Annotated in this window: 19 protein-coding genes; 9 read left to right on the top strand and 10 right to left on the bottom strand. The window is 40.8% G+C overall.

Translation table 11 applies throughout. From position 1 onward, the window contains the following. Positions 1-498: 498 nt before the first annotated feature. Together AC5JMF_RS30325 and AC5JMF_RS30320 are read right to left on the bottom strand one after the other, a co-directional pair. Positions 499-3372: a TIGR03936 family radical SAM-associated protein gene (locus AC5JMF_RS30325; RefSeq protein WP_495799414.1), complete on the bottom strand. Its 2874-nt coding sequence runs from the start codon at positions 3370-3372 to the stop codon at positions 499-501. 158 nt (positions 3373-3530) lie between these two features. Continuing rightward, positions 3531-3863: an STAS domain-containing protein gene (locus AC5JMF_RS30320; protein ID WP_495799413.1), complete on the bottom strand. Its 333-nt coding sequence runs from the start codon at positions 3861-3863 to the stop codon at positions 3531-3533. A 469-nt stretch (positions 3864-4332) separates the two neighbouring features. On the opposite strand from AC5JMF_RS30320, the gene AC5JMF_RS30315 reads away from it, so the two are divergent. Both AC5JMF_RS30315 and AC5JMF_RS30310 read left to right on the top strand, forming a co-directional pair. After that, positions 4333-4530 (top strand): hypothetical protein, encoded by a 198-nt coding sequence (locus tag AC5JMF_RS30315; RefSeq protein ID WP_495799412.1) that lies wholly within the window; start codon positions 4333-4335, stop codon positions 4528-4530. A 293-nt stretch (positions 4531-4823) separates the two neighbouring features. Further along, positions 4824-5999 (top strand): pyridoxal phosphate-dependent aminotransferase, encoded by a 1176-nt coding sequence (locus AC5JMF_RS30310; protein WP_495799411.1) that lies wholly within the window; start codon positions 4824-4826, stop codon positions 5997-5999. 105 nt (positions 6000-6104) lie between these two features. Here AC5JMF_RS30310 and AC5JMF_RS30305 read toward each other — a convergent pair whose 3' ends face one another. Next, on the bottom strand, positions 6105-6467 hold the full coding sequence (locus AC5JMF_RS30305; protein ID WP_495799410.1) for a hypothetical protein: 363 nt from the start codon (positions 6465-6467) through the stop codon (positions 6105-6107). 370 nt (positions 6468-6837) lie between these two features. Between AC5JMF_RS30305 and clpS the strand changes: the two genes are divergently transcribed. The 3 genes from clpS to AC5JMF_RS30290 all read left to right on the top strand — a co-directional run bounded on the left by clpS (position 6838) and on the right by AC5JMF_RS30290 (position 8182). Beyond that, entirely contained in the window at positions 6838-7119 is a 282-nt protein-coding gene (gene clpS, locus AC5JMF_RS30300; protein WP_495799409.1) for an ATP-dependent Clp protease adapter ClpS, read from the top strand. A gap of 74 nt (positions 7120-7193) precedes the next feature. Continuing rightward, positions 7194-8024 carry a CPBP family intramembrane glutamic endopeptidase gene (locus AC5JMF_RS30295; RefSeq protein WP_495799408.1) on the top strand — a complete coding sequence of 277 codons (831 nt, stop codon included), beginning with the start codon at positions 7194-7196 and terminating at the stop codon, positions 8022-8024. Beyond that, positions 7985-8182 (top strand): hypothetical protein, encoded by a 198-nt coding sequence (locus tag AC5JMF_RS30290; RefSeq protein ID WP_495799448.1) that lies wholly within the window; start codon positions 7985-7987, stop codon positions 8180-8182. The genes AC5JMF_RS30295 and AC5JMF_RS30290 overlap by 40 nt, the downstream gene beginning before the upstream one ends. Here the strand turns inward: AC5JMF_RS30290 and AC5JMF_RS30285 are convergent. From AC5JMF_RS30285 to AC5JMF_RS30275, 3 genes are all read right to left on the bottom strand, one after another. Next, positions 8174-10234 carry a WG repeat-containing protein gene (locus AC5JMF_RS30285; protein ID WP_495799407.1) on the bottom strand — a complete coding sequence of 687 codons (2061 nt, stop codon included), beginning with the start codon at positions 10232-10234 and terminating at the stop codon, positions 8174-8176. The genes AC5JMF_RS30290 and AC5JMF_RS30285 overlap by 9 nt on opposite strands. A gap of 245 nt (positions 10235-10479) precedes the next feature. Continuing rightward, positions 10480-12078, bottom strand: a complete 1599-nt coding sequence (locus tag AC5JMF_RS30280; RefSeq protein ID WP_495799406.1) for a tetratricopeptide repeat protein — start codon at positions 12076-12078, stop codon at positions 10480-10482. Between the two features lie 232 nt (positions 12079-12310). After that, on the bottom strand, positions 12311-12853 hold the full coding sequence (locus AC5JMF_RS30275) for a COP23 domain-containing protein (protein WP_495799405.1): 543 nt from the start codon (positions 12851-12853) through the stop codon (positions 12311-12313). Positions 12854-13262: 409 nt separating this feature from the next. Between AC5JMF_RS30275 and AC5JMF_RS30270 the strand changes: the two genes are divergently transcribed. Both AC5JMF_RS30270 and AC5JMF_RS30265 read left to right on the top strand, forming a co-directional pair. Next, positions 13263-14723 (top strand): protein kinase domain-containing protein, encoded by a 1461-nt coding sequence (locus AC5JMF_RS30270; RefSeq protein WP_495799404.1) that lies wholly within the window; start codon positions 13263-13265, stop codon positions 14721-14723. 81 nt (positions 14724-14804) lie between these two features. Continuing rightward, on the top strand, positions 14805-15098 hold the full coding sequence (locus AC5JMF_RS30265) for a hypothetical protein (protein WP_495799403.1): 294 nt from the start codon (positions 14805-14807) through the stop codon (positions 15096-15098). Between the two features lie 310 nt (positions 15099-15408). Here the strand turns inward: AC5JMF_RS30265 and AC5JMF_RS30260 are convergent, their stop codons facing one another. Continuing rightward, a complete protein-coding gene (locus AC5JMF_RS30260) occupies positions 15409-16047 on the bottom strand; it encodes a pentapeptide repeat-containing protein (protein WP_495799402.1) in 639 nt (212 codons plus the stop codon). Beyond that, positions 16044-17441 carry a DICT sensory domain-containing protein gene (locus AC5JMF_RS30255; RefSeq protein ID WP_495799401.1) on the bottom strand — a complete coding sequence of 466 codons (1398 nt, stop codon included), beginning with the start codon at positions 17439-17441 and terminating at the stop codon, positions 16044-16046. Before AC5JMF_RS30255 ends, AC5JMF_RS30260 begins: the two co-directional genes overlap by 4 nt. A 155-nt stretch (positions 17442-17596) precedes the next feature. Here AC5JMF_RS30255 and AC5JMF_RS30250 point away from each other — a divergent pair, with 155 nt between their 5' ends. Beyond that, positions 17597-18820 carry a PrsW family intramembrane metalloprotease gene (locus AC5JMF_RS30250; protein ID WP_495799400.1) on the top strand — a complete coding sequence of 408 codons (1224 nt, stop codon included), beginning with the start codon at positions 17597-17599 and terminating at the stop codon, positions 18818-18820. A gap of 50 nt (positions 18821-18870) precedes the next feature. Here the strand turns inward: AC5JMF_RS30250 and AC5JMF_RS30245 are convergent, their stop codons facing one another. Then, positions 18871-20442, bottom strand: coding sequence for a photosystem II high light acclimation radical SAM protein (locus tag AC5JMF_RS30245; protein WP_495799447.1), 1572 nt, complete (start codon positions 20440-20442; stop codon positions 18871-18873). A gap of 590 nt (positions 20443-21032) precedes the next feature. Between AC5JMF_RS30245 and AC5JMF_RS30240 the strand changes: the two genes are divergently transcribed. Further along, on the top strand, positions 21033-21413 hold the full coding sequence (locus AC5JMF_RS30240; RefSeq protein ID WP_495799399.1) for a DUF1830 domain-containing protein: 381 nt from the start codon (positions 21033-21035) through the stop codon (positions 21411-21413). A gap of 170 nt (positions 21414-21583) precedes the next feature. On the opposite strand, the gene AC5JMF_RS30235 is transcribed toward AC5JMF_RS30240, so the two are convergent. Continuing rightward, complete coding sequence (locus AC5JMF_RS30235; protein ID WP_495799398.1) at positions 21584-22750, bottom strand: PDZ domain-containing protein; 1167 nt, start codon at positions 22748-22750, stop codon at positions 21584-21586. Between the last annotated feature and the right edge of the window lie 60 nt (positions 22751-22810).

The raw sequence follows: 22810 nt of genomic DNA, 5'->3' as shown, positions 1-22810 counted from the left end.
GGTGAGTTTTTGAGTCAGGATGATGAATTTGAGAGTAACCGACCCGAGTCGTTAAGAAAAAGAAACTATTTCTGTTTTCTATCCCCTAGAGTCATCCTGCGGATTGTACTCAGTAACGCCACCTGCTTTCACCTTACAACCAAAGCAACGCTAGGCTGCCTCAGTATTCATTCTTCATCACTACTATAGATTGGGCATTCAGCAGTTGTTTTAAAAAGCATAGTGTTAGAGAAGCCGACGGAGCTTGTGTTAATTACTGATTCACAAAGTATCTATAGAGAGTGTTCTTTAATCTGCCTGAGTTTGTCTGGGATAACATCCTAGAAGTTGCACTCTAATATCTTTGCTTTCGACCCCTAAATAAGGGGGTGGTGAACCAGCTAATTCAATGCAGCGCCAGAAAATTTCTCTTCATCCCATTCTAACGCAACCTTGCTAAAAATCAATTTTTGTGATGTGCTGTGTTGGGGCAACTACTAGCAAGTTACCTTTTTGGAATTATACTCCTAAAATTAGCCGATTGCGATGGATGTGTAAAAGTAGAAATTCTACACTAGCCACTGTTTCCAGCATAAACATGATTTGTTCGGGACGCAACAGCACACCATCATGACGATAGCTACCCACATAACGCATCACAGATGTAGAATCTAGTGTGTTGCTGTGGGTTTCTAATAATTCTAGTTCAAACAAGCGATCGCGCAGATTTATTAACTGAGTCTTACCTGACTTTGTAGTTTGCTCGTACCACAGTTCATCTTTGGCTTTGATGGCATCAATCCAGTCTTGCCATTGGATGGGTGTTGTTGCTTGTGATCTGGCTACGGTAATTATATATTCCGCAGCCTCCATTGCTTGATTAGCGGCACTAGCTTTTAAATCCAGTTCTACTGCATGGTATATGGGTATATCTGTGGGCAACTCGTCAGCTAACTTTCTTTGGAAGTCATCAACTGCCATGGGCACAGTTAACTCAAAATCCACAATTTCACCGCTGCTAGTAGCTCCCAAAGCCAAAGCGCTAGCAATAGAGATCCGTGGAGTGGGATGAAACCCACCTGTAAAAGCAACTGGTAAACCTGCTCGTCGCACAACTCTGTCAAACAGGCGGATCAAATCGAGGTGACTTACTAAGGCCATATCACCTTGTTTACCAAACCAGACACGTAGCCGTTGTGCTTTGGTGGTGTTGGGAACAAACTCACCAGCAAATTCGGGAATTATAGGTGGTTCAATCACAATATTGTGACCAAAGTCAATACCACAAACCCCACAGTGAGAACAACCCTCAAAAGAGCAGTCTGGCACTATTGCCGCTGCTAGGGCGCGTTGTAGGTCTTCTTGCAGCCATTTTTTGTCAATTCCTGTATCAATATGATCCCAGGGGAGGTGAGTGTCTAGGGAGTGGGGAGTGGGGAGTGGGGAGTGGGGAGTGGGGATTAGGGGTAATGGGGAGTGGGGAGTGGAGGACGCGGGGACGAGGGGACGCGGTGAGACAGCGCTGCAGGAGGGTTTCTCTCCGTAGGCGACTGCGAACCCGAAGGGGGACGCGGGGATGTTTGTGTTTGTGTCTCCGTGTCTCCGTGTCTTTGCGTCTCCGTGTCCTCCTGTCTCTGTGTCTTCTTTCTGAAACAAATTCCACTCACCATTTTCCACTTGGCGGTATTTCCAATCTAGACCTGCTTCGGCGATCGCTGACCCCCAAGCGCTAAAAGCTTTGTCTAAATTGTCATACCACGAATCCATACCTGCGCCTAATTCCCAAGCACGATGTAATACTTTACCAAGAGTGCGATCGCCTCGGCCGATAAAATCCTCCATTGCCGAAAGGCGGACATCAGTAAAATTCACCTTCACTCCCCTAATCCGGCGGAACTCTTGACGCAGCAAGTTTTGCTTGCGTTTAAATTCAGCGGTAGAAACTGAGTGCCATTGAAAGGGTGTATGGGGTTTGGGCGTAAAGTTAGAAATCGTCAGGTTAAAGTTGAGGGGTTTTCTACCTTTGGCTCGACATTGCCTTTGCAGCCAGCTGACTGTTTCGGCGATGCCCAAAATATCAGCATCTGTCTCACCGGGTAAGCCGATCATAAAATACAACTTGATTTTATCCCAGCCTTGTTCCCAAGCAGTTTTTACACCCCGCAACAATTCTTCATTTGTCAAACCTTTGTTGACAATATCCCGCATCCGCTGAGTACCGGCTTCGGGAGCAAAAGTTAGTCCACCTTGTCGCGTACCACCAAGGATGTGAGCAATATTCTCATCAAACCTGTCTACCCGTTGGCTAGGGAGAGACAGAGTAATATTTTCATTTTTCAAGCGATTTTTAATTTCCATCCCTACCGCTGGCAGAGATAAATAATCAGAACAACTCAAAGAAAGCAGGGAAAATTCATTGTAACCAGTCGCTCGCATTCCTGCTTCAATTGCTTCTACAACTAGATCAGGTTCTACATCCCGTGCTGGCCGAGTGAGCATTCCCGGTTGACAAAAGCGACAGCCACGAGTACAACCGCGCCGAATTTCAATCGTCAATCGGTCATGCACGGTTTCCATGTAAGGCACTAACCCAATGGAATAAGCCGGGATGGGAGTTGCTACCCGCCGAAGAATGCGTTTTGGTACATCTGGGCGCAGCGGATGTACTGAACCGTCCTCCGCCATATCGTAAAATTGGGGGACATATACACCTGGTATTTGTGCCAAATCCAATAACAGTTGTTCTCGGCTCAACCTTGCTTGTTTGCCTTCTTCCAAAACCAAACCGATCTCTGGTAGGAGTTCTTCGCCATCTCCCAAAGCAAAAAAGTCGAAGAAATCAGCGTATGGTTCAGGGTTTGATGTCGCTGTTTGTCCACCTGCGAAAATTAGGGGATATGGGGAACTTGTACTGAGCGGAGTCGAAGTATGGGAATTGGGGAGTTGAGTTATTTTTCCCCCTGCCTCCCCTGCTCCCCTGCCTCCCTGCCTTTCTCGCCACGTTAGAGGAATTCCGGCTAGATCCAACATTTCTAGGATGTTGGTGGCTCCGAGTTCGTAACTGAGGCTAAAGCCCAAAATGTCAAAGTCTGTAAGCGATCGCTTTGATTCTACGGCAAACAAGGGTGTATTTGTTTGCCGTAGTTTGGCTGCTAGGTCTGAGCCTGGCAGGTAAGCGCGATCGCATAATTGCCGTGGTTGGGCGTTCAAAATGTTGTATAAGATCACATGCCCTAAATTAGATGCACCAACTTCATATACTTCTGGGTAGGTCAATACCCAACGTATTGTCGCTGCATCCCAAGGTTTATGTACCGCTAAGCCTTCGTTACCTAGATAACGCGCTGGCTTGAAAATTTCCGACGTAATTAATTTTTCAACTGCAACAGCCACTGTGCTATCTCTTAGCTACTTAATTACAGCTAATCACCTCCAACATTAGCATTGATCTAAGTCTTCTATGAGAGTTAAAGGTTCTAACTTAGAACTTTTTTACACAAAATCTGATTACACCTTCAGTTTGGCGCTAGTGTCACTCTTTGTTAAGGAAGTTATACTGCTTGCTCAGCTTCGCTTTCGCTTTCAAAGATTTCAAATACACTATCGAGTTGCGTGAGTTCAAAAATAATTCTAATTGATGGTGAAATAGAGCAAAGCCGGAAACTTCTACCTAAATTTCCGGCTAGCTTGAGTACAGATACCAATGCCATTAAGCCTGCACTGTCTATGGATTCTACTGCTGCTAAATCTGCTACAAAAATGGAAATCTCATCTTGAGCTAATGCTGTGGTGAGATCTCGCTCAAATTCCAAAGCATTTGCGGCATTTAGGCTACCTTGGAGACGAGTAATCTTAACTTTGGGATAATGAAGCACTGCTTGCATAATGATATCCTATGAGAGTTGTTGAAGCGTCTATCTGAGGTTTATTTGAACATAATCTGTTTGTTATAGCATCGACCACACGTATTAAATCTCTTTGCTGAATCTTTATTGCTTGTGCATTGCTATTAAAGATTGTTATAAAAGCAGATTAAAATGTATTTATATATACTTTTTTTTTATCTAAGTTCAAAAACAATCAACATAGACAGCAAAAGAGTAAATAAGTCATCCGTAACTATGCTGATCGAGCTTGCTTAGTTTACGGAAACAAGGCTGATTTTAGATAACAGTCAGCTTTAAGTAAATAAAGATCAATCTCAAAACTACCTGTGGTGTATGGCAAGGTGATAGGTCACAGTCTTTCTACCTAGTTTGTGATCTGGATCACTGACTTGTTGCTGTTTAGATCACTAATCATGCCTGACTTCATCCAAGATAATTAGGATCATATATATTTGGTTTATTACTTATGAGAGCTAAATACGCTATTCGTCAATTAGTAGAAAAAGCCCTTGACATTAAAAAATTAACTCCTGAGATAGAAAATGAAATTAACTCAGAGTTAACAGAATTAGGTTACATATCAGACGTTGACTATGAAGCCTTAGAATTATTGATGGCCGAGATGGATGCAGGTCGAATTCAGTTAGTTCCTAGCCTTGGATAGTGGTGCAATTAATCTAGTATTGAGACTTTTTTAATTGTATTAAGTTAATTGAATAAAGACTAAAACAATCAAATTTTTCTATAGTATTAAGATAAGTTTTGATAAAGGCATTATAGCTTCCAAGTGTACTGATAAGTAGAAGAACTAAATTAAACCTCACCTCGATTGCCGGGTTTCGACACTTCCCTGCGGGACGCTACGCGAACTACTTCTGCTGGAAAAGCGCTGTGGTCTCTAAGTTAGTGTAAACTGTGCTAATGAGCATTAATATTGTGCATTAGTAATTAATATCCATGCAGTTCGCTAAACGCCTAGAAAAAATTCCTCCCTATCTGTTTGCTGAGATCAACCGCAAACGGAATGAACTCGTTGCGAAGGGAGTTGATATCATCAACATGGCAGTTGGCGATCCGGATAAACCAACTCCTGAGTGGATCATTCAGGTAATGCATGAAGCTGTTGATGACGCTTCCACCCACAATTATCCACCTTACCAAGGTACACAAGAATTTCGGGAAGCTGCTGCCAAGTGGATGCAATGTCGGTTTGGGGTGGCTGGATTAGACCCAAACACAGAGATTGTTTCTTCTATTGGTTCAAAAGAAGCAATTCACAATACTTTCTTAGCTTTTGTGGAAGCTGGTGACTATACGCTGATACCAGATCCTGGTTATCCTGTGTATCGAACCTCAACTATCTTCGCTGGTGGCGAGTGTTTTCCTATGCCTCTGAAGGCAGAAAACAACTTTTTACCTGATTTGAGTGCAATTCCTCAAGAAGTTGCACATAAAGCAAAACTGTTGTGGATTAACTATCCTAATAATCCTACTGGGGCGTTGGCAACGCTAGAGTTTTTTGAGGAATTGGTGGCTTTCTGCAAGCGATACGATATTTTGTTATGTCATGACCATGCATATTCAGAAATGGCATATGATGGCTACAAGCCGCCAAGTGTATTACAAGTTGCAGGGGCCAAAGATGTCGCGATTGAGTTTCACAGTTTGTCTAAGTCGTACAATATGACAGGTTGGCGAATTGGTTTTGTAGCTGGTAATGCTATCGGAATTAAAGGTTTAGCACAGGTAAAAACTAATGTTGATTCTGGAGTATTTAAAGCAATTCAAGCCTGTGCGATCGCAGCTTATTCTCATAGCAGTGATGCAGAACTCCAAACTGTGATTTCAGTCTATCAAAATCGCCGTGACATCATTGTTGAGGGACTGCAATCTCTAGGTTGGCCACTTCAGCCTCCAAAAGCCACCCTCTACGTTTGGACACCCGTCCCTCCTGGATACTCCTCAACAGAATTTGCAGCGCTGCTACTTGACAAATGTGGTATTCTTGTGCCTCCAGGGAATGGTTACGGTGCAGCCGGAGAAGGCTTTTTCCGCATTGCTTTAACTATTCCTGATGAGCGGTTGCGCGAAGCCATTCAACGCATGAGAGACGCCGGGATTCGTTATGGATGAGCAGGGGAGTGGGGAAAGATGGGGGAGATGAGGGAGATGGGGGAGATGAGGGAGATGAGGGAGATGAGGGAGAAAGATAATTACAATTTCCCAATTCCCAATTCCCTACTCCCTACTCCCTACTCCCTCTTGATATGTTTGCCACATCTGATGAATAAATTGATGAAGTTGCTGCTTCGCATCTGAGTCAGGTTCATTTTTGGGTTCTTTGGCTAAAACCTGGCTAAATAGAGTAATTACTTCTGTGTCTAAAGCTGGGCGAAATAAATTTATTGGCCAAAGTAAGTCAGATGCATCTCGCAAGTCGGTAATTAAGGGTGGTTCTTTGGTGTAGGTAGCCAGCAGTAAAGGACGCACCCAGCACACCTGACGGGAAACTATGATTTGAATAACTTCTGCATACAGATACTTGTCGCCATGCTCTAAAGACACGATTTGTCCTGGTTGAAAGTCTAGGCTAATGTTCATGATTATGCAGTTCGGTTAGTGGCAGATAGTTTTTGCAGCTTAATCTTATTTTAAGATTGAGAATACTTATACTCAGCAAATCTGCTGGAGAATAGAAGCTATTTCTGTGCCGACAGTATCCTAATACCATTTCTTGAAATACTTGATACAAATAATTGTTTCTAATTCTTTCCCCCTACTCTCTGCCACGTACTCGTACCAACTTTAAAGCGAAACGGCACAAGACTGCTGCTTTTAGCTCTTTTGGCAGCAAAAGTTTTCCCTGTCACAGTATTTCAACAAAAATACTATAAGATAGGTAAATAACTGTTAAGCGATCGCTCAACAAAAACCATGTTGTAGTGAATCAACGAGAAAAGGGCAAAGAGCCGTGTCAGTTGAAACCATTGAAAAAAGTTCCACTTCCCGTAAGCTCGCGCCTCGGTATCGCGTTTTGCTCCATAACGATGACCACAACTCTATGGAGTACGTGGTGCAGGTACTAATCACCACTGTGCCGAGCCTTACCCAGCCCCAAGCTGTTAGTATTATGATGGAAGCCCATACAAATGGGATGGCTTTAGTCATCACTTGCGCTCAAGAACATGCTGAGTTCTACAGCGAAACATTGAAAAGTCATGGCTTGAGCAGCACTATTGAACCTGATGAATAGTTATTAGTTATTAGTCATTGGTAATGAGAACAACAACTAACAACTGACAACCAACAATTGACTGCTGACTCAACATGAAAATAAATTTTATCCGTTTAGCCCAACGCCCTGCCCCTATTAGGTTGGGTTTTTTTATTGCTGTTTTATTACTGCTATGGTTGCCTTTAGCCGCACCTATTTACTTACTAGTACGTGATTCTAATTTAGTAAGTATATTGACAATAGTGTTGCTATATGTTGAGTTTATTTTTTTACTCAAGCTATGGGGCAGATATGTTTATCAACAGCCAAAGATATTGCAGTATTACGGTTTAGAAAACACGCGACAAAATCGAGTAGATTGGCTGCGTGGTTTGGCAATGGGAGTAATTAATATTCTGATACTTTTTAGCATTGAAGGTTTTTTTGGTTGGCTGGTGTGGCAGCAACCAAAAGTTTTTTTTGTCAGAATAGTTTTAGAAGGATTAGTTGTTGGTTTAGGGATTGGATTTGCAGAGGAATTATTATTCCGAGGTTGGTTATTGGATGAGTTGCAACGCGACTATAAGCCAGGTGTGGCATTATGGACAGATGCTGTTGCATTTGCGTTATTGCATTTTATTAAACCCTTGGAAGCAATTATTCATACACTACCGCAATTTCCCGCCTTATTAATGTTGGGGTTAACGCAGGTATGGGCAAAGCGTTGGCGTCATGGGCGTTTGGGTTTACCAATGGGTTTTCATGGTGGGATAGTTTGGGGTTATTACATGATTAATGTTGGAGAATTAATTAAATATTCTGGTAGGGTTCCTGATTGGGTTACTGGTGTGAATAATAATCCTTTACAGGGTGTGATGGGAGTAGTGCTGATGAGTGGATTGGCTTGGTGGATGCGGGGGCGATCGCTGCGATCGTCTCTTTGATATTGGGAATAAAAACGATGACGCAATCTAGCACTAGCAAACAACAAGCTCAAAGAATACTGGAATTATTGGCGATCGCACCTCAGCGATATTTAGATGCAAAGGGAAATCCTCAACGCACTCCAAGCGGTAGGATCGTAATCAGTGAATTACTTTAAGGGATTAGTAATATAACCACTTTTGTTGCCACTTGTTACCCACACTAATCCTTCAGAAAAATATCCAGCATCATCAAATTGTGGTTCGATTATAACTTTGCCAGTTTTGTCAATATAACCCCACTTGTCACCACTCTTTACTCTTGCTAATCCCTCGAAAAAGCTACCAGCATTATCAAATTGTGGTTTGATGACAACGTTACCAGTTTTGTCAATAAAGCCGAACTTTTCGCCACTCTGTATCCTTGCTAACCCTTGAGCAAAATCAAAAGCGTCATCAAATAGCGGCTTGATGACAACGTTACCAGTTTTGTCAATATAACCCCATTTATCACCAATCTTGACTACAGCTAACCCTTCGGAAAACGAAGAATAACCTTTATCATCAAATTGTGGCTTGATGACAACGTTGCCAGTTTTGTCAATATAACCCCATTTATCACCAATCTTGACTACGGCTAACCCTTCATAAAAGTTACCAGCATTATCAAATTTTGGCTTGATGACAGCGCTGCCAGTCTTGTCAATATAGCCCCACTTGTCACCATCCTTGATTGCGGCTAATCCTTCAGAAAAGTCGCCACCAGCAAGAAATTTCCGGTCAATGACGAATTCTGTTTTGTTGATATAACCGCAAGTGCTGGCCAAGCATAGGCGTGCTAATCCTTCAGAAAACTTTCCAGTAGAACCTTTAGCAAATCGCGGATCGATTACATAGTTTCCAGTTTTATCTATATAACCAGTGTTCTCACCAGCAATCCAAACAATTGCTAATCCTTCAGAAAAAGCTTGAGTCTCGTCGAATTTTGGTTGAATAACGATTGTGCCAGTTTTGTCAATATAGCCCCATTTGCCATTAACTCTTACTTCCGCTAGACCTTCAGAAAAAAGACCAGCACCATCAAATTTTGGTGCGATCGCAAAGTTAACAGGTTTTGCTGAGATACTCCCCGAATCTTTTGGTTCACCCAAGTCTGTCGGTTCAGGTTTTGTCTCCTGAGATTGTGTCGCAGTTGATGCCGGAGAACTTGCAATTGGCGATTGAGTTGCAGGAGTTGTTGCAGGTTGCACTGTTGCAGATTGAGGACGATTTATCAGAGTAAAAGTAGCAATTATTCCTATTGCTAATCCTCCTATTCCGATTAAAATCGGCTGTATTAATGATCTAGGAATTTGTGGCATTCTCAGAATGGAAGATGTGCTAAGCTCTGTAGTTTGCGCTTTTGGTGCCAAAGCTTTTATAGCTTGTAAAGCCTCATATGCAGATTGGTAACGCTGGCTGAAGTGGTAATGTATCATTTTAGTGAGAACATCTGCCAGCTTATTACTCACCTGTACATAATTACGCCAATTTAGTTCACCTGTTGTTGGGTCTTGGAGTAATTGTTGTGGTAACAAACCTGTGAGAGCTTGGATACCAATCATACCCACTGCATAGATATCGCTTGATAATTTAGGGTCACGATTAGCTTGCTCATTTGGCATATAACCGGGAGTACCAATGGTAATGGTAGACTTCACCTGACCTTGAGTATTCACTGCTAAACTGCCAATTTCTTTAACTGCCCCAAAATCAATCAACACAATTTTTTCATCATATCGACGACGCATAATATTTTGGGGTTTGATATCTCGGTGGATAATATTTTTTTGATGGACAACCACCAAGACTTCGAGAATATTCTGTAACAATTTAATTACTTCTTGTTCACTAAACCGCTTGCCAGGAGCTAATTCTGCGGTTAGATCATAACCATCAATAAATTCTTGAACTAAATAAAATTCACCATTTTCTTCAAAGTGAGCAAACAACTTGGGAATTTGTTCATGTTGACCTAACAGATAGAGTACTTGTGCTTCCGTTTCAAATAAACGTCTAGCAATTGGTAAAACTGCTGGATCGGGGCTTGTTGGTTTGAGGTTTTTGACTACACACTGCGGATGACCAGGTAAATCTCTGTCTTCTGACAAGTAAGTGTCTGCAAAACCTCCACTTCCAAGATGTCTGATGATTTGGTAGCGGTTACGCAGGATAGTTCCTTTGAGGAGCATAAGCGCATCTCAACTTTTATAAGAATATCGAAAGATACAAAATAAAATACCAAAATTCCACAGAATCACGAAATATCTTGGTCAAAATGTAATATTTTAAACTTAGATTAGCTCTGTCTCGTTACTTAATGTCAGCAAGTACGCTGACGAATTCTCTCAACAAAAACAGGGTTTCGTCACTGCAAATGGATCAAGTCGAGCTTAGAGATAATATCAAGATGCATTATTTTCATGCGGCTATGCTATTACTGCTGAACTCTTCTAATCCGCTTCAACGCTGTCTGATACTCAGCTATTTTTCCTTGTTCTAAATAAAGATCAGCTGCTTTCTGCAAATCAACCACATCAGGGCGTGCAAAGCCTCGGTTGTAGTATGCATCGGCATAATTGGGATTAATTTTGATAGCTAGAGTCAGATCACCTATTGCTCCTTGTATATCTCCCAATTTAAAGCGACACCTACCCCGCCCATTATAGGCTTCCGCATCGTTGGGATTAATTTTGATAGCTTGGTTGAAATCAGCTATTGCTCCTTCGGTGTTTCCTAATTGCAAAAGAGCAAAACCCCGATTGTAGTGGACGTTGGGTTCGTTGGGATTAATCTTGAGAGCCTGGTTGTAATCAGTTATTGCTCCTTGTTTGTCTCCCAAATCGTTGCGGGCAACACCCCGGTTATTGTAGACTTGGGCATCGTTGGGATTAATCTTGAGGGCTTGGTTGTAATCAGTTATTGCTCCTTGTTTGTCTCCCAAGGTAGCACGGGTAAGACCCCTCCTATTGTAGGCTTCGGCATAGTCGGGGTTAATGTTGAGAGCTTGGTTAAAATCAGCTACTGCCCCTTGTTTGTCTCTTAAGTAGTCAGCACGGATAGTACCCCGGTTGTTGTAAGCTTGGGCATAGTTGGGACTAATTTTGATCGCTGAGGTAAAATCAGCTGCCGCTCCTTGCTTGTCTCCCAATAGAAAGCGGACAGCACCGCGATCATTGTAAGCTTCGGCATAATTAGGATTGAGACGAATGGCTTCTGTATAATTAGCAACAGCACCTTTATAGTCTTGATTATCATAGTTCTGTTTTGCTTTGATAAAGAAGTCATCGGCTTTTGGTGCAGCCGCAACATTGGTACTAGACGGACGCACCCCCAGATCTATTCCTACCGCTAACATCTGCTGTAAAGCAGAATAGATAGTAATACCGATGCCTGTAATAATTTTAGTTTGGCTCTTGTCACCTAATTCTTGCTTGTCAGATCTGCCGTGAACTCCCACAAGTTCCCCTTGTTCGTTCAGCACAGCACCACCACTCATGCCTTCTAAGGTATCGTTATCGTAAATCAGGTTATAGCCTTCACGTTGAGCAGCGCCATTAGCATTTACTTGTCCTCTATTCAAAAATAGATCAGGATTGGTAATAGATCCTCTCTGGGCTGGAAATCCTGCTACATAAACTGTTGTGCTGGCTGTGGCTTGGTCGGAATTGCCTATCCTAGCTATTTTATAGTTATTGTTGCTGCTAAATTCAACAATAGCCAAGTCTGAACCGTTTGAACCTTTTAAAGGTTTCATAGACTTAATTTGATTACTTTGTTTGTCTGAAGTAAATATTTGTTTTTTACCATCTTTCACTACATGATAGGTAGTCAGAACGGTATAAATTTTCCCAGAATGTTTGATAATTACTCCGGAGCCTGAGATGCTAGAATTTTGATTATCAACAATCTGCACTGTAATTTCTCTGGCAATCTGTTCTATCTCTTGCATGGATAAACTCAGTGCAACTTGTGAATTTACTAACACAATTGATACACCAATTAGTATGGATGTAAGTGTATAATAATGCTTCATTTTCTTAAACTAATTTCTCAAATTTGATTTTTCATTGGGAATGGGGAATTAGTCAGTTATCAGTTATCTCCCTCATCTCCCTTGTTCTACTTCCCGGATAACTAGCAATTTAATTTTTGAAAAAGATAAGATCCGCCTCCACAGATTTCAAAAAAATCAACGTAGACGGGCTTTGTTCATTAAACTGCAACTCTAGTCGTCAGCATAGAGTTTTAATTACTAGAAACTAAACTTACGGTTCAACAGAGAGACTATTTATATATGTATTGAAATCAATATAAATCTGGGTATTATCGCTACTTTGATTTAGTATTTCTCCACGTTCTAACCCACGCCGATCTAATATTCTTTGCATAGCAAGTCTTGGATTAGCACCACGTTTGAGGGTGAATAACAAAGTGCTATTTGTACAAGTGTCATTTGTGCTAACAGCAGCACAAACTACAGGTTGTTTGTTTAGCGTGCCAGTTATGATAGTTTTGAGATTCTGGTTGTCCAAGTTTTTCTGAAATCTCCGAGATACCTGAGTACAACGCTTTTGCGGCGTCAAATCGCGTGGGAAGTAATCATCGGAAACCCAACGAACAATCGTTCTGTCTCCCCGTTGGATGCGAGCTTTTGTAGCTGGTATACCCTTATCCTTACCGCAAAAGAAGGTTATGCCATTAGCATCGGTTGGCTGATTGGTGGCAACAGTACTAGATAAAATTAGCGTTGCGATCGCAAAGGCTCTTGTAACCCCTGCTAATACTTGAACAAATAACCTATGTTTCATAGAATTATGCAAAAAATCTCAAAGTATTTTAATGAAGATATTTATACAATTACAAGTCAATTCATGCCTCAGAAGTGCTGCCAGCAAGTTATTTTAAACCAATGCCCTTACATTTATGCAGTTACTTACACTAATACTGTAAAATTTCCTAATCATAAATAAGTACATTAATATTTTTAGTTTTAGAATAGGCATATTAGAAAATTTTAATCTACCATATTATTGATATTAAGTAGAAGTATTTAGACATGTTATTCTTATTTCTTGACAAGAATACATAGACTTAAATAATTTTTGTTACAATACTTTGCAATCATTGAATTTGTAAAGTTTATAAATTGAATAATTCATCCAATATAGATTTAAAATATCTCATTAGCTATTCTTTCTCAAAAGTATGGTAAATAGAATGCTGGGTCAAAAACTAGGTAATGGGCGTTATAAAATTATCAAGCAATTGGCAGAAGGAGGATTTGGTGTTACTTTCTTAGCTGAAGATACGCAATTGTACAATAACAAGTGTGTCATTAAACTGCTTAAACCAAAGGCTACCGATGAATACACTTTGCAGCAGGCACGACGTTTATTTGAGAATGAAGGCAAAAAGTTGCAAGTATTAGGAAGGCATGATCAAATACCGCAACTATTAGCTTACTTTGAAGAATATCAAGATTTTTATTTAGTTCAAGAATATATTGAAGGACATGAACTAAGTCAAGAGCTACCTCCTTTTGGTAAGTCTTTGAATGAAGCTGAAGTGATGAAAATTTTAAAAGAAATTTTGGAAGTTTTAGTCTTTGTGCATCAAAATAACGTCATCCATCGAGATATCAAACCAACGAATATCCTACGACGGAAATCAGATCAAAAAATCGTGCTGATTGATTTTGGAGCAGTTAAAGAAGTTAATGGAGTCAACCAGCATGGACAAACAATTTTAACAGTTGCTATTGGTACTCCCGGTTATATGCCGAATGAACAAGCTGCTGGAAACCCACAATTCAATAGCGATGTCTATGCAGTAGGAATCATGGGTATTCAAGCATGGACAGGGATATATCCCCACCCTCTCAACGACAGAAAACTACCAATAGATCCTCAGACAAAAGAAATTCTTTGGCGGCAGCAGGCACAAGATGGCTCTAAATTAGCAGACATTTTGGATATAATGGTACGTTATGATTGCCGTCAGCGATATCAGTCAGCATTTGAGGTGTTGCAAGCTTTAGAAGAGCGATCGCTTTCAACTTCTAAGTCCCCAGTAATTAGAGAAAATAGTCAGGAAAAAACCACTAAAGCTAATTCATTACGTAGCTTTGCACTATTTGGGAAAATTTTAGTTGGACTAGGGATAGCAGCTGCGATCGCCACAATTATTCTACTAATTAGATCTCAAAAAGATGTACTTGTGATAGAAAAAATCTATAACGATGCTGAATATAGGATCAAAATCAAACATCCTGATACTTGGGACAGACAAGATATCGATAATCCAATTACAGGCGAAGTAGTTAGATTCTTGTCACCTAAACAAAGCGATGCAGATAAATTCCAAGACTACCTGACTATCAGCATTGAAAGTTATTCAGGAACATTGGAAGAATCTACAAACTTATTTATTAACGAAATTAAAAATAGCTTGCTAGAATCGAAAATTATTAATACATCTTCAACTACTTTAGCAAATAGACTAGGCAAGGAATTAGTTTTTACTGGAACAAATCAAAAAACTAGCGTGAAAAATCTGCAAGTTTGGACTTTAAAAAACGACAAAGTATACATAATTACATACACAGCAGATATAAATGATTATGATAAATTCTTTAAAAGAGTACAGGAGATGATTAAATCATTTGAAATCCAATCTTAAGTTGATTCTGTTTTATGACTTGATAATTTTCACTTAAGTTTAAGCCTATTAAATTCAATAATTTTGTTGTCAAATTTAACTATGAGCAAATGTGTTGCTATTGCGCTGCTATTAATACTTTCTTTGTCGGTGGCATTTCCAGCTTTTGCATCTGTATGTCGCAATTATAGTGGGCATCAGATTTGTATTGTTAGTATTAATCGCAGTGCTAAAAATTATTGGGAATATAGGGCAGTTGTGAGTGTAGACGCAATTAAAAGACCAATAGAAATTTATAACTGCCGTACTAAAGCGAAGGTGCAAAAAGATGGGGCTATTATACCATTTGCAGACAACGACCCTGGAAAACTGATATGTAGTTTTTTTAAGAACTAGTTATTTATTTTGTGTGGTAAATATACGCCAGATGATGAATACTATAAATCCTATATAAGCTGTTACAGTTAGCCACTCTTGCCAATTACTAAATTTGTCATACATAAGTAAACATTTTTATCTTTACCAAATGTTATTGACAGTAGATAGTTTTATTTTACTATCTCGACTAATCACTGGTACTCCCAGATGTAGGGCTGTAGCAGCAATAATCGCTAACTTGAGAACTTCCTGTAAACTCATAAATTTTCACCTGCTTTACCTGCAAAATTTTTAACAATGTCAACAGACACTGGACTTTTTGCAAGTTTTAGGCAACTGTCTTCACTACTGTACCTACTAAACAAGCCCTATCTAAATTAACGCCATTTAAATTTGCACCTTCTAACTCTGCACAGAGTAAATTCGCTCCTGTCAAATTTGCCCCAGCTAGATTTGCCCCCCGTAAATCAGCCTCTTCGAGATTTGCTTCGCTTAATAAGGCCCCTTGTAAATCAGTACGACTTAAGTCTGCGCCTTTGAGATTTGCACCAGTCAGGTTTACACCTCGCAAGTCAGCACTCCGCAAGTCAACGCCCTGCAAATTGACGTTCATCAAATTGGCACCACTCAAAAAAGCACCTGCTAAAGATACATCGCTGAGTCTGGCTCCCATTAAGTTAGCACCGCGCAAATTACTACCCCGCAAGTCAGCGCCTGTTAAATCTGCTTGCATCAAATTAGCTCCCATGAGGTTCGCTCGCAAGTCGGTTTCTTGCAGGTTTGCCCCCATCAAATTTGCTCCTTCTAAATGCCCTCCTTCAAGTTTAGAACCGATAAAATTTGTGCCAACTAAGGTAGCGCCAGCCAAATTTATGCGGTTTAAATCAAGCCCAGAGAGTTCTTCATCTTCTAAATTAGCTCCAGGGAGTTGTTTTAGTTTTCCTAATTTAATGGCGTCAATGTTCATGTGGGGTAACTGCTAATCTCTTCACTATTCTTGCTGTGGCTGTCCCATCGAGAGTCAAGTAACCAAATGCCGATGCTAACTTTTGGTGTCATTATGGGTAGGTCGAGACCTTGTTGTAAACCCATGACTAATAAAGCAAGGGCATCTACAAGTTTAGGGTCAAAGCGGGTAGATTGTTGTTGTCTGCACTCATCTAAAGCTTGAGTGAATATTTCTTCCCGACTCTGATTTGATGATTTGCGCTGATTGACTCGCCATTGAAAGTCTGCCAATAGGGCCAAAATTCTTGATTCTAGGGGAATTTCATCACCAACTAAACCTGCTGGTTCTCCTGTACCATTCCACCACTCGGTTTGGTGAGTGATAATTTGGGCAACCGCCCGTAGTCGGGGCATTGTTCGCAATACCTGTGCCCCTGGTACTAGCGGACAAGTTAAAGGAGAACTGGGGGCATCTTCTTGGTAACGTGTAGATACATCAGAAGTAAGAACGCTTTCTGTTTTTTGTAGTGGATCTATGCGGTGTAACAAACCTGCTAACCGCAATCTCTTAATTTGCCACGCGGGAAGATCTAAAAGCTGTCCCATCGCTTCGGCAAGTCCGACTACTTCCGCAGCCGCTAGAGGATTATTGACATCTGCCATGTCCATCAGTTGGGCCATTCGCAAGAATGCTTGGATTTCGTTAGAAACCAAGTTGCCGTCTAGTGCTTGTTGACGAAGCGTTGCGGGGATGGATAAATTATCTTGTCCTGTTTGGAGGTAATCTACTACGCGAGAAACGACTGTACCCAAGTTTTTGGCGGTGGCAAGGGAGGGCGCGATCGCCTGTTTTTGGGCTATGAGTTTTTGCGCCAGTTCCGGGTTATATTTTTTAATATGGGCGATCGCTAACTCTACTGTCTCTTGGACTAACTCTGGTTCAAATGTCCACAATCCATAAAATTTGCGCTCTAAATCTAAGGCTGGTAATCCTCCGACACCATAATCAGCGGCTGATAACTCTTGACAAAGTACCATTGCTGTGTAACTAGGTGACAAAATAATCAAGTGCCACTCTTGTGCAACTGGATCATTTGCATCTAACGCTACTAAGTCTACATTAGGTAATTGGCTAGTGGGATGTTCTGCAAAGCCTGTATCCGGTGCTGCCATGATGGCAATTTCGCGGCTGCGTTTGGCGATATCTGCATAGCGTTCTGCTTCTTGCAGATACCATTTACCTTGTTGGAAGGCTGTGATGACTAGCGGTGTACCGTCGGCAGTCAAGATATGATCTTCTAAAGCATGGCACAAAGATACTAGAGTATTTTTGTAGTACACTCCGAATCGAATCGGCCTAGCGCTGTGGCGATGAATTGTTTCTAGCTGTTGGAGTATGGAGCCTTCTAACATGGTTTAATCAAATGAATTGCGGAGGCGGTGAGGGAAATAAAAATTTTATAACTATTTTAAGTTTACTTTTTGAGGCTCGAATTACGCTACATATCGAAAGGGTTGGGAATTGGGGTATTGGCAAGAGATTTTTAGAATTTTTGTATAATTTATTTATGACAGACAATAACTGGCTAGAACTTGCAAAACAGGGTGATGTTAACGCTATTGCAACTCAGATGAACTTCTATTTTCAACCCCAGGGGACTACTGTTACAGCCAGTCTCAAGGATGGTTGTTTACATTTGATGTTAGAGTCTGAGCAAGTTCCAAATCAAGCACCATCTGTTACTTTTATCCGTCAAGAACTCTCTACTTGGCAACCAGAATCAGTTACTATGGTGCAGGTGTATGGGCGAAAGGTTGGGGAAGAGTTTCCCGCTTGGGATGAGAGGTTTTTACTGTCCAAGAAGCGATCGCAAGCTGCGGAATTTATAGCTACGCTACGAACTTTTAAATTTGCTTCAGTCTTACCTTATAAGGATGTTTTTAGTTCTGAATTGTACAAAAGTAATACAGTAAAATTACTGTTGTATTTTGGTTTATTTCCCTTGGGAGTGAGTTTAATTGCTAATCCCGCAAATTTGGAACAAACCGCTTGGTTGTTAGGTATCTACTACGCCAGTATTTGGGGTGTTGTACTCTATGACTTAATTAAGCCAGCGTGGTTTTCTTGGCGGACTACGCTGCAATGCGTGTTATTTACAGCTTTTATCGGTATTCCTTTCCTACTGTTAATTATCCAATTTCCACCAATTCAACTACTTTACGCCGCTACAGAATCTCAGTTGGGCTTGATTCCACAGCTACTTGGTTTTATATTGGGCGTGGGAATTTTAGAGGAACTGTGTAAAGCGTTACCAGTATATTTATTTTTACTCCAACCTCGAAAATTAAACGAACCGTTGACAGGTGCTTTTTATGGGGCTATGTCAGGGTTAGGATTTGCGATCGCCGAAGGTGGTTCTTACTCTTTGTTGTATGCTTTAAATTTAGTCAGAGGTAGATCTGACTTTGGCTCTTACATTGTCAGTAACACTATCCGCTTTGTTTCCCTACCATTGTTTCATGCGATTTTAGCAGGAATCGTTGGTTATTTTCTCGGACTAGCAGCAATTAACCGCTCGCGAAAATGGTCGATTATGTTTATCGGAGTAGCGATCGCCGCAGTGTTACATGGGTCATATGATACTTTTAGCGAAGGCTGGATTGGTTTTGCAATTATTGCCTTCACAATCTTGCTGTTCGTTGCTTATTTACGTCGTAGCCAACAATTAGTAGCAGAAATGCAGCAAGCTGAGTTAGGTTATCAAGCACCACAACCCAGCACTACTGATTAAAAATTCACTCATCAAACAACCTATTGTAGAGACGCTTCAAAAGCGCGTCTTTACCCAGCTGTAACGAGTTGTTTTTCCTTAACCTCAATAGGTGCAGTCAGCGCGGTTTCTAAATCGGCACAACCGAGTTTTTCTTCCAAAATTTTCATCACTTCGCGTCCGAAATCGTTGGGATTTTGTCGCCAAGCTTGTAAGCAGACTTCCCCAAAGAATGAACCAAGAGGTTCGGGGTTCCATAACATTTTCTGGACAGTCCAAGGTGTAATGTTCATTGGATCATACCCTGGTTTAAGAATGTTTTCTTTGAAGGCATATTCTTCCAAATGGGTATGGGGTTGCAAACCAATGAAGAAAATCGCAGGTTCAACTTTATCCGCACCAAAAATACGCTCAAGTTCGCGGTGGTAAGCGATGGTTTGGCGGATGGTTTCGGGACGTTCGTCAATGACGTTGAATGAGTAATTGACGGAAACCAAATCGTTGAAACCAGCTGCTTTCAAATCACGGCAGTTTTGCAAGACAGTACGCAGGTTATACCCCATCCGCATTTTCCGCACGAGTTCTTGAGAACCACTAGTTATCCCGATTTCAAAATAATTCATGCCAGTTTTCACCATCAACTCACATAATTGAGGTGTCAAATTGTCGGCTCTGATGTATGCTGCCCAATGGATATCTGTCATACCAGAATCGATGATTTTTTGCAGAAGTTCCACAGCATCATCGATATATTTCCGCGCTGGGATGAATTGGGCATCGGTAAACCAGAAGTTGCGAATGCCGCGATCGTATAATTGGCGTATCTCAGCAACGATTTCATCTGCTGGATTGATGCGTACCTGTTTGCCTTCGACAACAGTATATACGCAATAACAACAGTTGTGAGGACAGCCACGCTTAGTTTGTACACCTATATAGAAGTCTTGTTCTTGCAGATAATAGTTAAACTCTGGCCAAACGCTTTCGATATAGTCGTAGTTACAAGCAGATTTTTCTAGGGGAGTGGGTTGTTCGTGAATCAGGCGATCGCGTAGTTGATCTTCTCCTACTACATAGCACCTTTCGTCACGAAATTCTTGTCCACTTAAAAGTTTTGTCAGCAAGGTTTCGCCTTCTCCCACAGAAACAATCGTTCCCTGGGGTAGGCTTTTACCCACTTGTTCGTAAAAGACGCTGACAGCACCACCACCTACAAGAATACGAGCATTAGGGTGATAACGTTTAGCGCGTTTAATGCCCCGTTTCAGTAAGCCCAAATTGCGCCATAACTCACCATAATATCCCGATGCAATTCTTAATAAACCAACAGCACCCTTCAGCTTGAGTAATGGGTTGGGGGAGTAGAAAAACTCGAAGGAATACTGCAATGGGTTGCCGCCACGCCCACCTACAGGCGCATAAATTTGAATGTCGCGCCAAGAGTACACTAGTAGCGTGGGCTGGAATTCGTCAATACAGCGATCTAAGGCGGCAGCGTAATCTAGAGGTGGTACTGTCCCTAAATCAAAAATGCGCTGTTCAATGTTGGGAAACTGCTTGTGAACATGGTCGCATAGGTAGACAACCCCAATGGGGAAGATGGGGTTACAAGGAAGGCGAACATAGAGAATTCGATTTTCCATCATGGGTGTTTTTCTTCCATCTTGCCGTTATTTAGGATGAATCGAGATCAAAATCCTATTTTTAAGTATCTGCTGGCGATTTCTGAGCGCGATCGCACTTATCCTTGACATTTTAGCTGTTTTTTGATATGCATTAATTTTTTTGACAACTATGGAAATTGCTAAAATTTTTCTGGCGTCAAATAAAATAAATAGGTTTTATGAAGAAAATTTTCACATATCTTTACCATAACATTGAGAACGTTCGTTAAGCGATGATTTTCACCTGTGAGTAACCAAAAAAATCAAACAAAAAACTTTACTTCCTCTGCTGGGCGAAGTTGAGAGATCGTTGCTGTACTTAACTCGGAGATACTTTGTGTAAATAAAAACTTTGTGATTTCGGAAAAAAACCGATAAAATTTCTGCAATAATCCATGATTGTATAAATTGCATATTTTTTTATACAATTTTCATAACTTGAACATGTCTTTAGATAGAAATAGCGTAGAAAAATTCAGTTGGTAGTCGGAGTTACAGCAACTGGGGATCAGCCGATGTTACCTTTGTATGTGTAATGTAAAATTGTGGCGCAAAGCTCCTCAGCAGTTATGGCTCAAATTTTAGACTCTCTACCACCTGAACAATCAACAAAGAATCTCTGCTGCTACATCAATGCCACGAGCAAAATACAGGTGGCGCGTATCTCCAATATTCCCAACTGGTACTTTGAACGGGTTGTTTTTCCAGGACAACGTTTAATGTTTGAAGCTCCACAAAGAGCGCAACTGGAAATTCATACGGGTATGATAGCAAGCGCGATTCTATCCGATACGATTCCGTGCGATCGCCTTGTACTAAATGAACCTAGCAGCTATGAGTTTGATCAAGACTCATCATTTAATACCAAACCAATGGTACAACCAATTAATACAAAAACCTCAGATACCACGAAACCTTTACAAGTCGCTGGTTTAGCATCTGTTGATTAAAATAAAAAATTTTGCTCATTTTTATAGGTTGCTATATTCAGCAGCCTTTTTTGTTTGAGAATGGGGAATGGAGAATGGGGAATTGGTGTTGCTTATTTTTCCCTCATCTCCCTCATCTCCCCTAGCCCCTCATCCCCCTGCTCCCCATTTTCAAGATATATCCGACAGGCCTAGTTGTTCTCTCCTTGCAAATTGGAGGTGTTAGGGTTAGCCTTGAGACGCACCAAGGCTTCCAGGTTCTGTTGATTGCGATGTATTACCAACGGTAACTCCGCACCCGCTTGATATTTTTTGAGTTCGGCTGTAATTTCACTGACATCAGTTACAGATTTGCCATTAATTGTCAAAATAATATCACCTGCTTGGATACCAACCTCAGCGGCAGAGGAATTATTGACTACTTCAACTACCAAGACACCTCCATCTACATTATCTACATTGAGCAAGAGGTGTTGGAGATTTTTGTCTTGTTTGATTTGCTGACGCCCTTCTGGTGTCAGACCAATACCGTTTACTCCTAACAAGGGATGATTTACCGATTGTTCGGTTGTATTTTCGCTGGGTATTGGGGTAGGAACTACCACTGACTGTTCAGTTGTATTTTCGCTAGGTTCTGGGGTGGGAACTGTCCCTACTTTAGGCTCTTGGGAAGGAACCCCCGGAGTATTTGCGACTATTTGCCGTCCTTCATTAAGGGCTGCCTGAACCTCCTGATTCAAGGTTTCATACTGTGATATCACTGAATCAACTGTTGTAATGTATTTCTGTGATGCGTCAAGCACTGTCGTTACCTGTAAAAAATTGAGAATATTGTCATACTCTTTGATTGACAATTTAAGTTTTGATGAAACATTTTCAGCTACTTCTATTTTTTCAGTAAAAGCTTTTTTATTGAGATGAATACCACGTAATGACTTTTCTTGTAAGTCAGGTCTAGAATTTTGGTTAGCTCTTGTTTCAAGCGTTGAAAATAAGTCATTTGCGGCTGTATTAGTTTTATCAATTGAATTATCCAACTCCTGATGCTTTGTCGATAAATCTGAATATCGAGTCTCCATATTTTCGATGAGTTCATTAGAAAACTTTTTGCCAACTACAAAATTTTCGTTATTTATATTTTGTTTTAATTCTCCATAAGAAATATTTACTAATTTAGAAGCTATGTAAAATGTTTTCTCGGTAAGATCAATTAAGGTTACAAGCGTATTAGCCTTAGTTGCTATATGTGCTAAGTTAATCACGGGAGTAGCAGTACAACTCACTACCAGAACAAACGCAAGAGACAAACTAAACAATGAAGCTATTGTTTTTCGACGTTTTGCATTTAAGTCAAACATATTAAAACTCTTAATATTTTTATTGCTTAGGAACAATATACTGGTGACATTTTATCTAAA

Source organism: Desmonostoc vinosum, assembly GCF_059505385.1.
The sequence above is the reverse complement of the archived record's forward strand: the minus strand, read 5'-3'. Positions and strand labels throughout refer to the sequence as shown.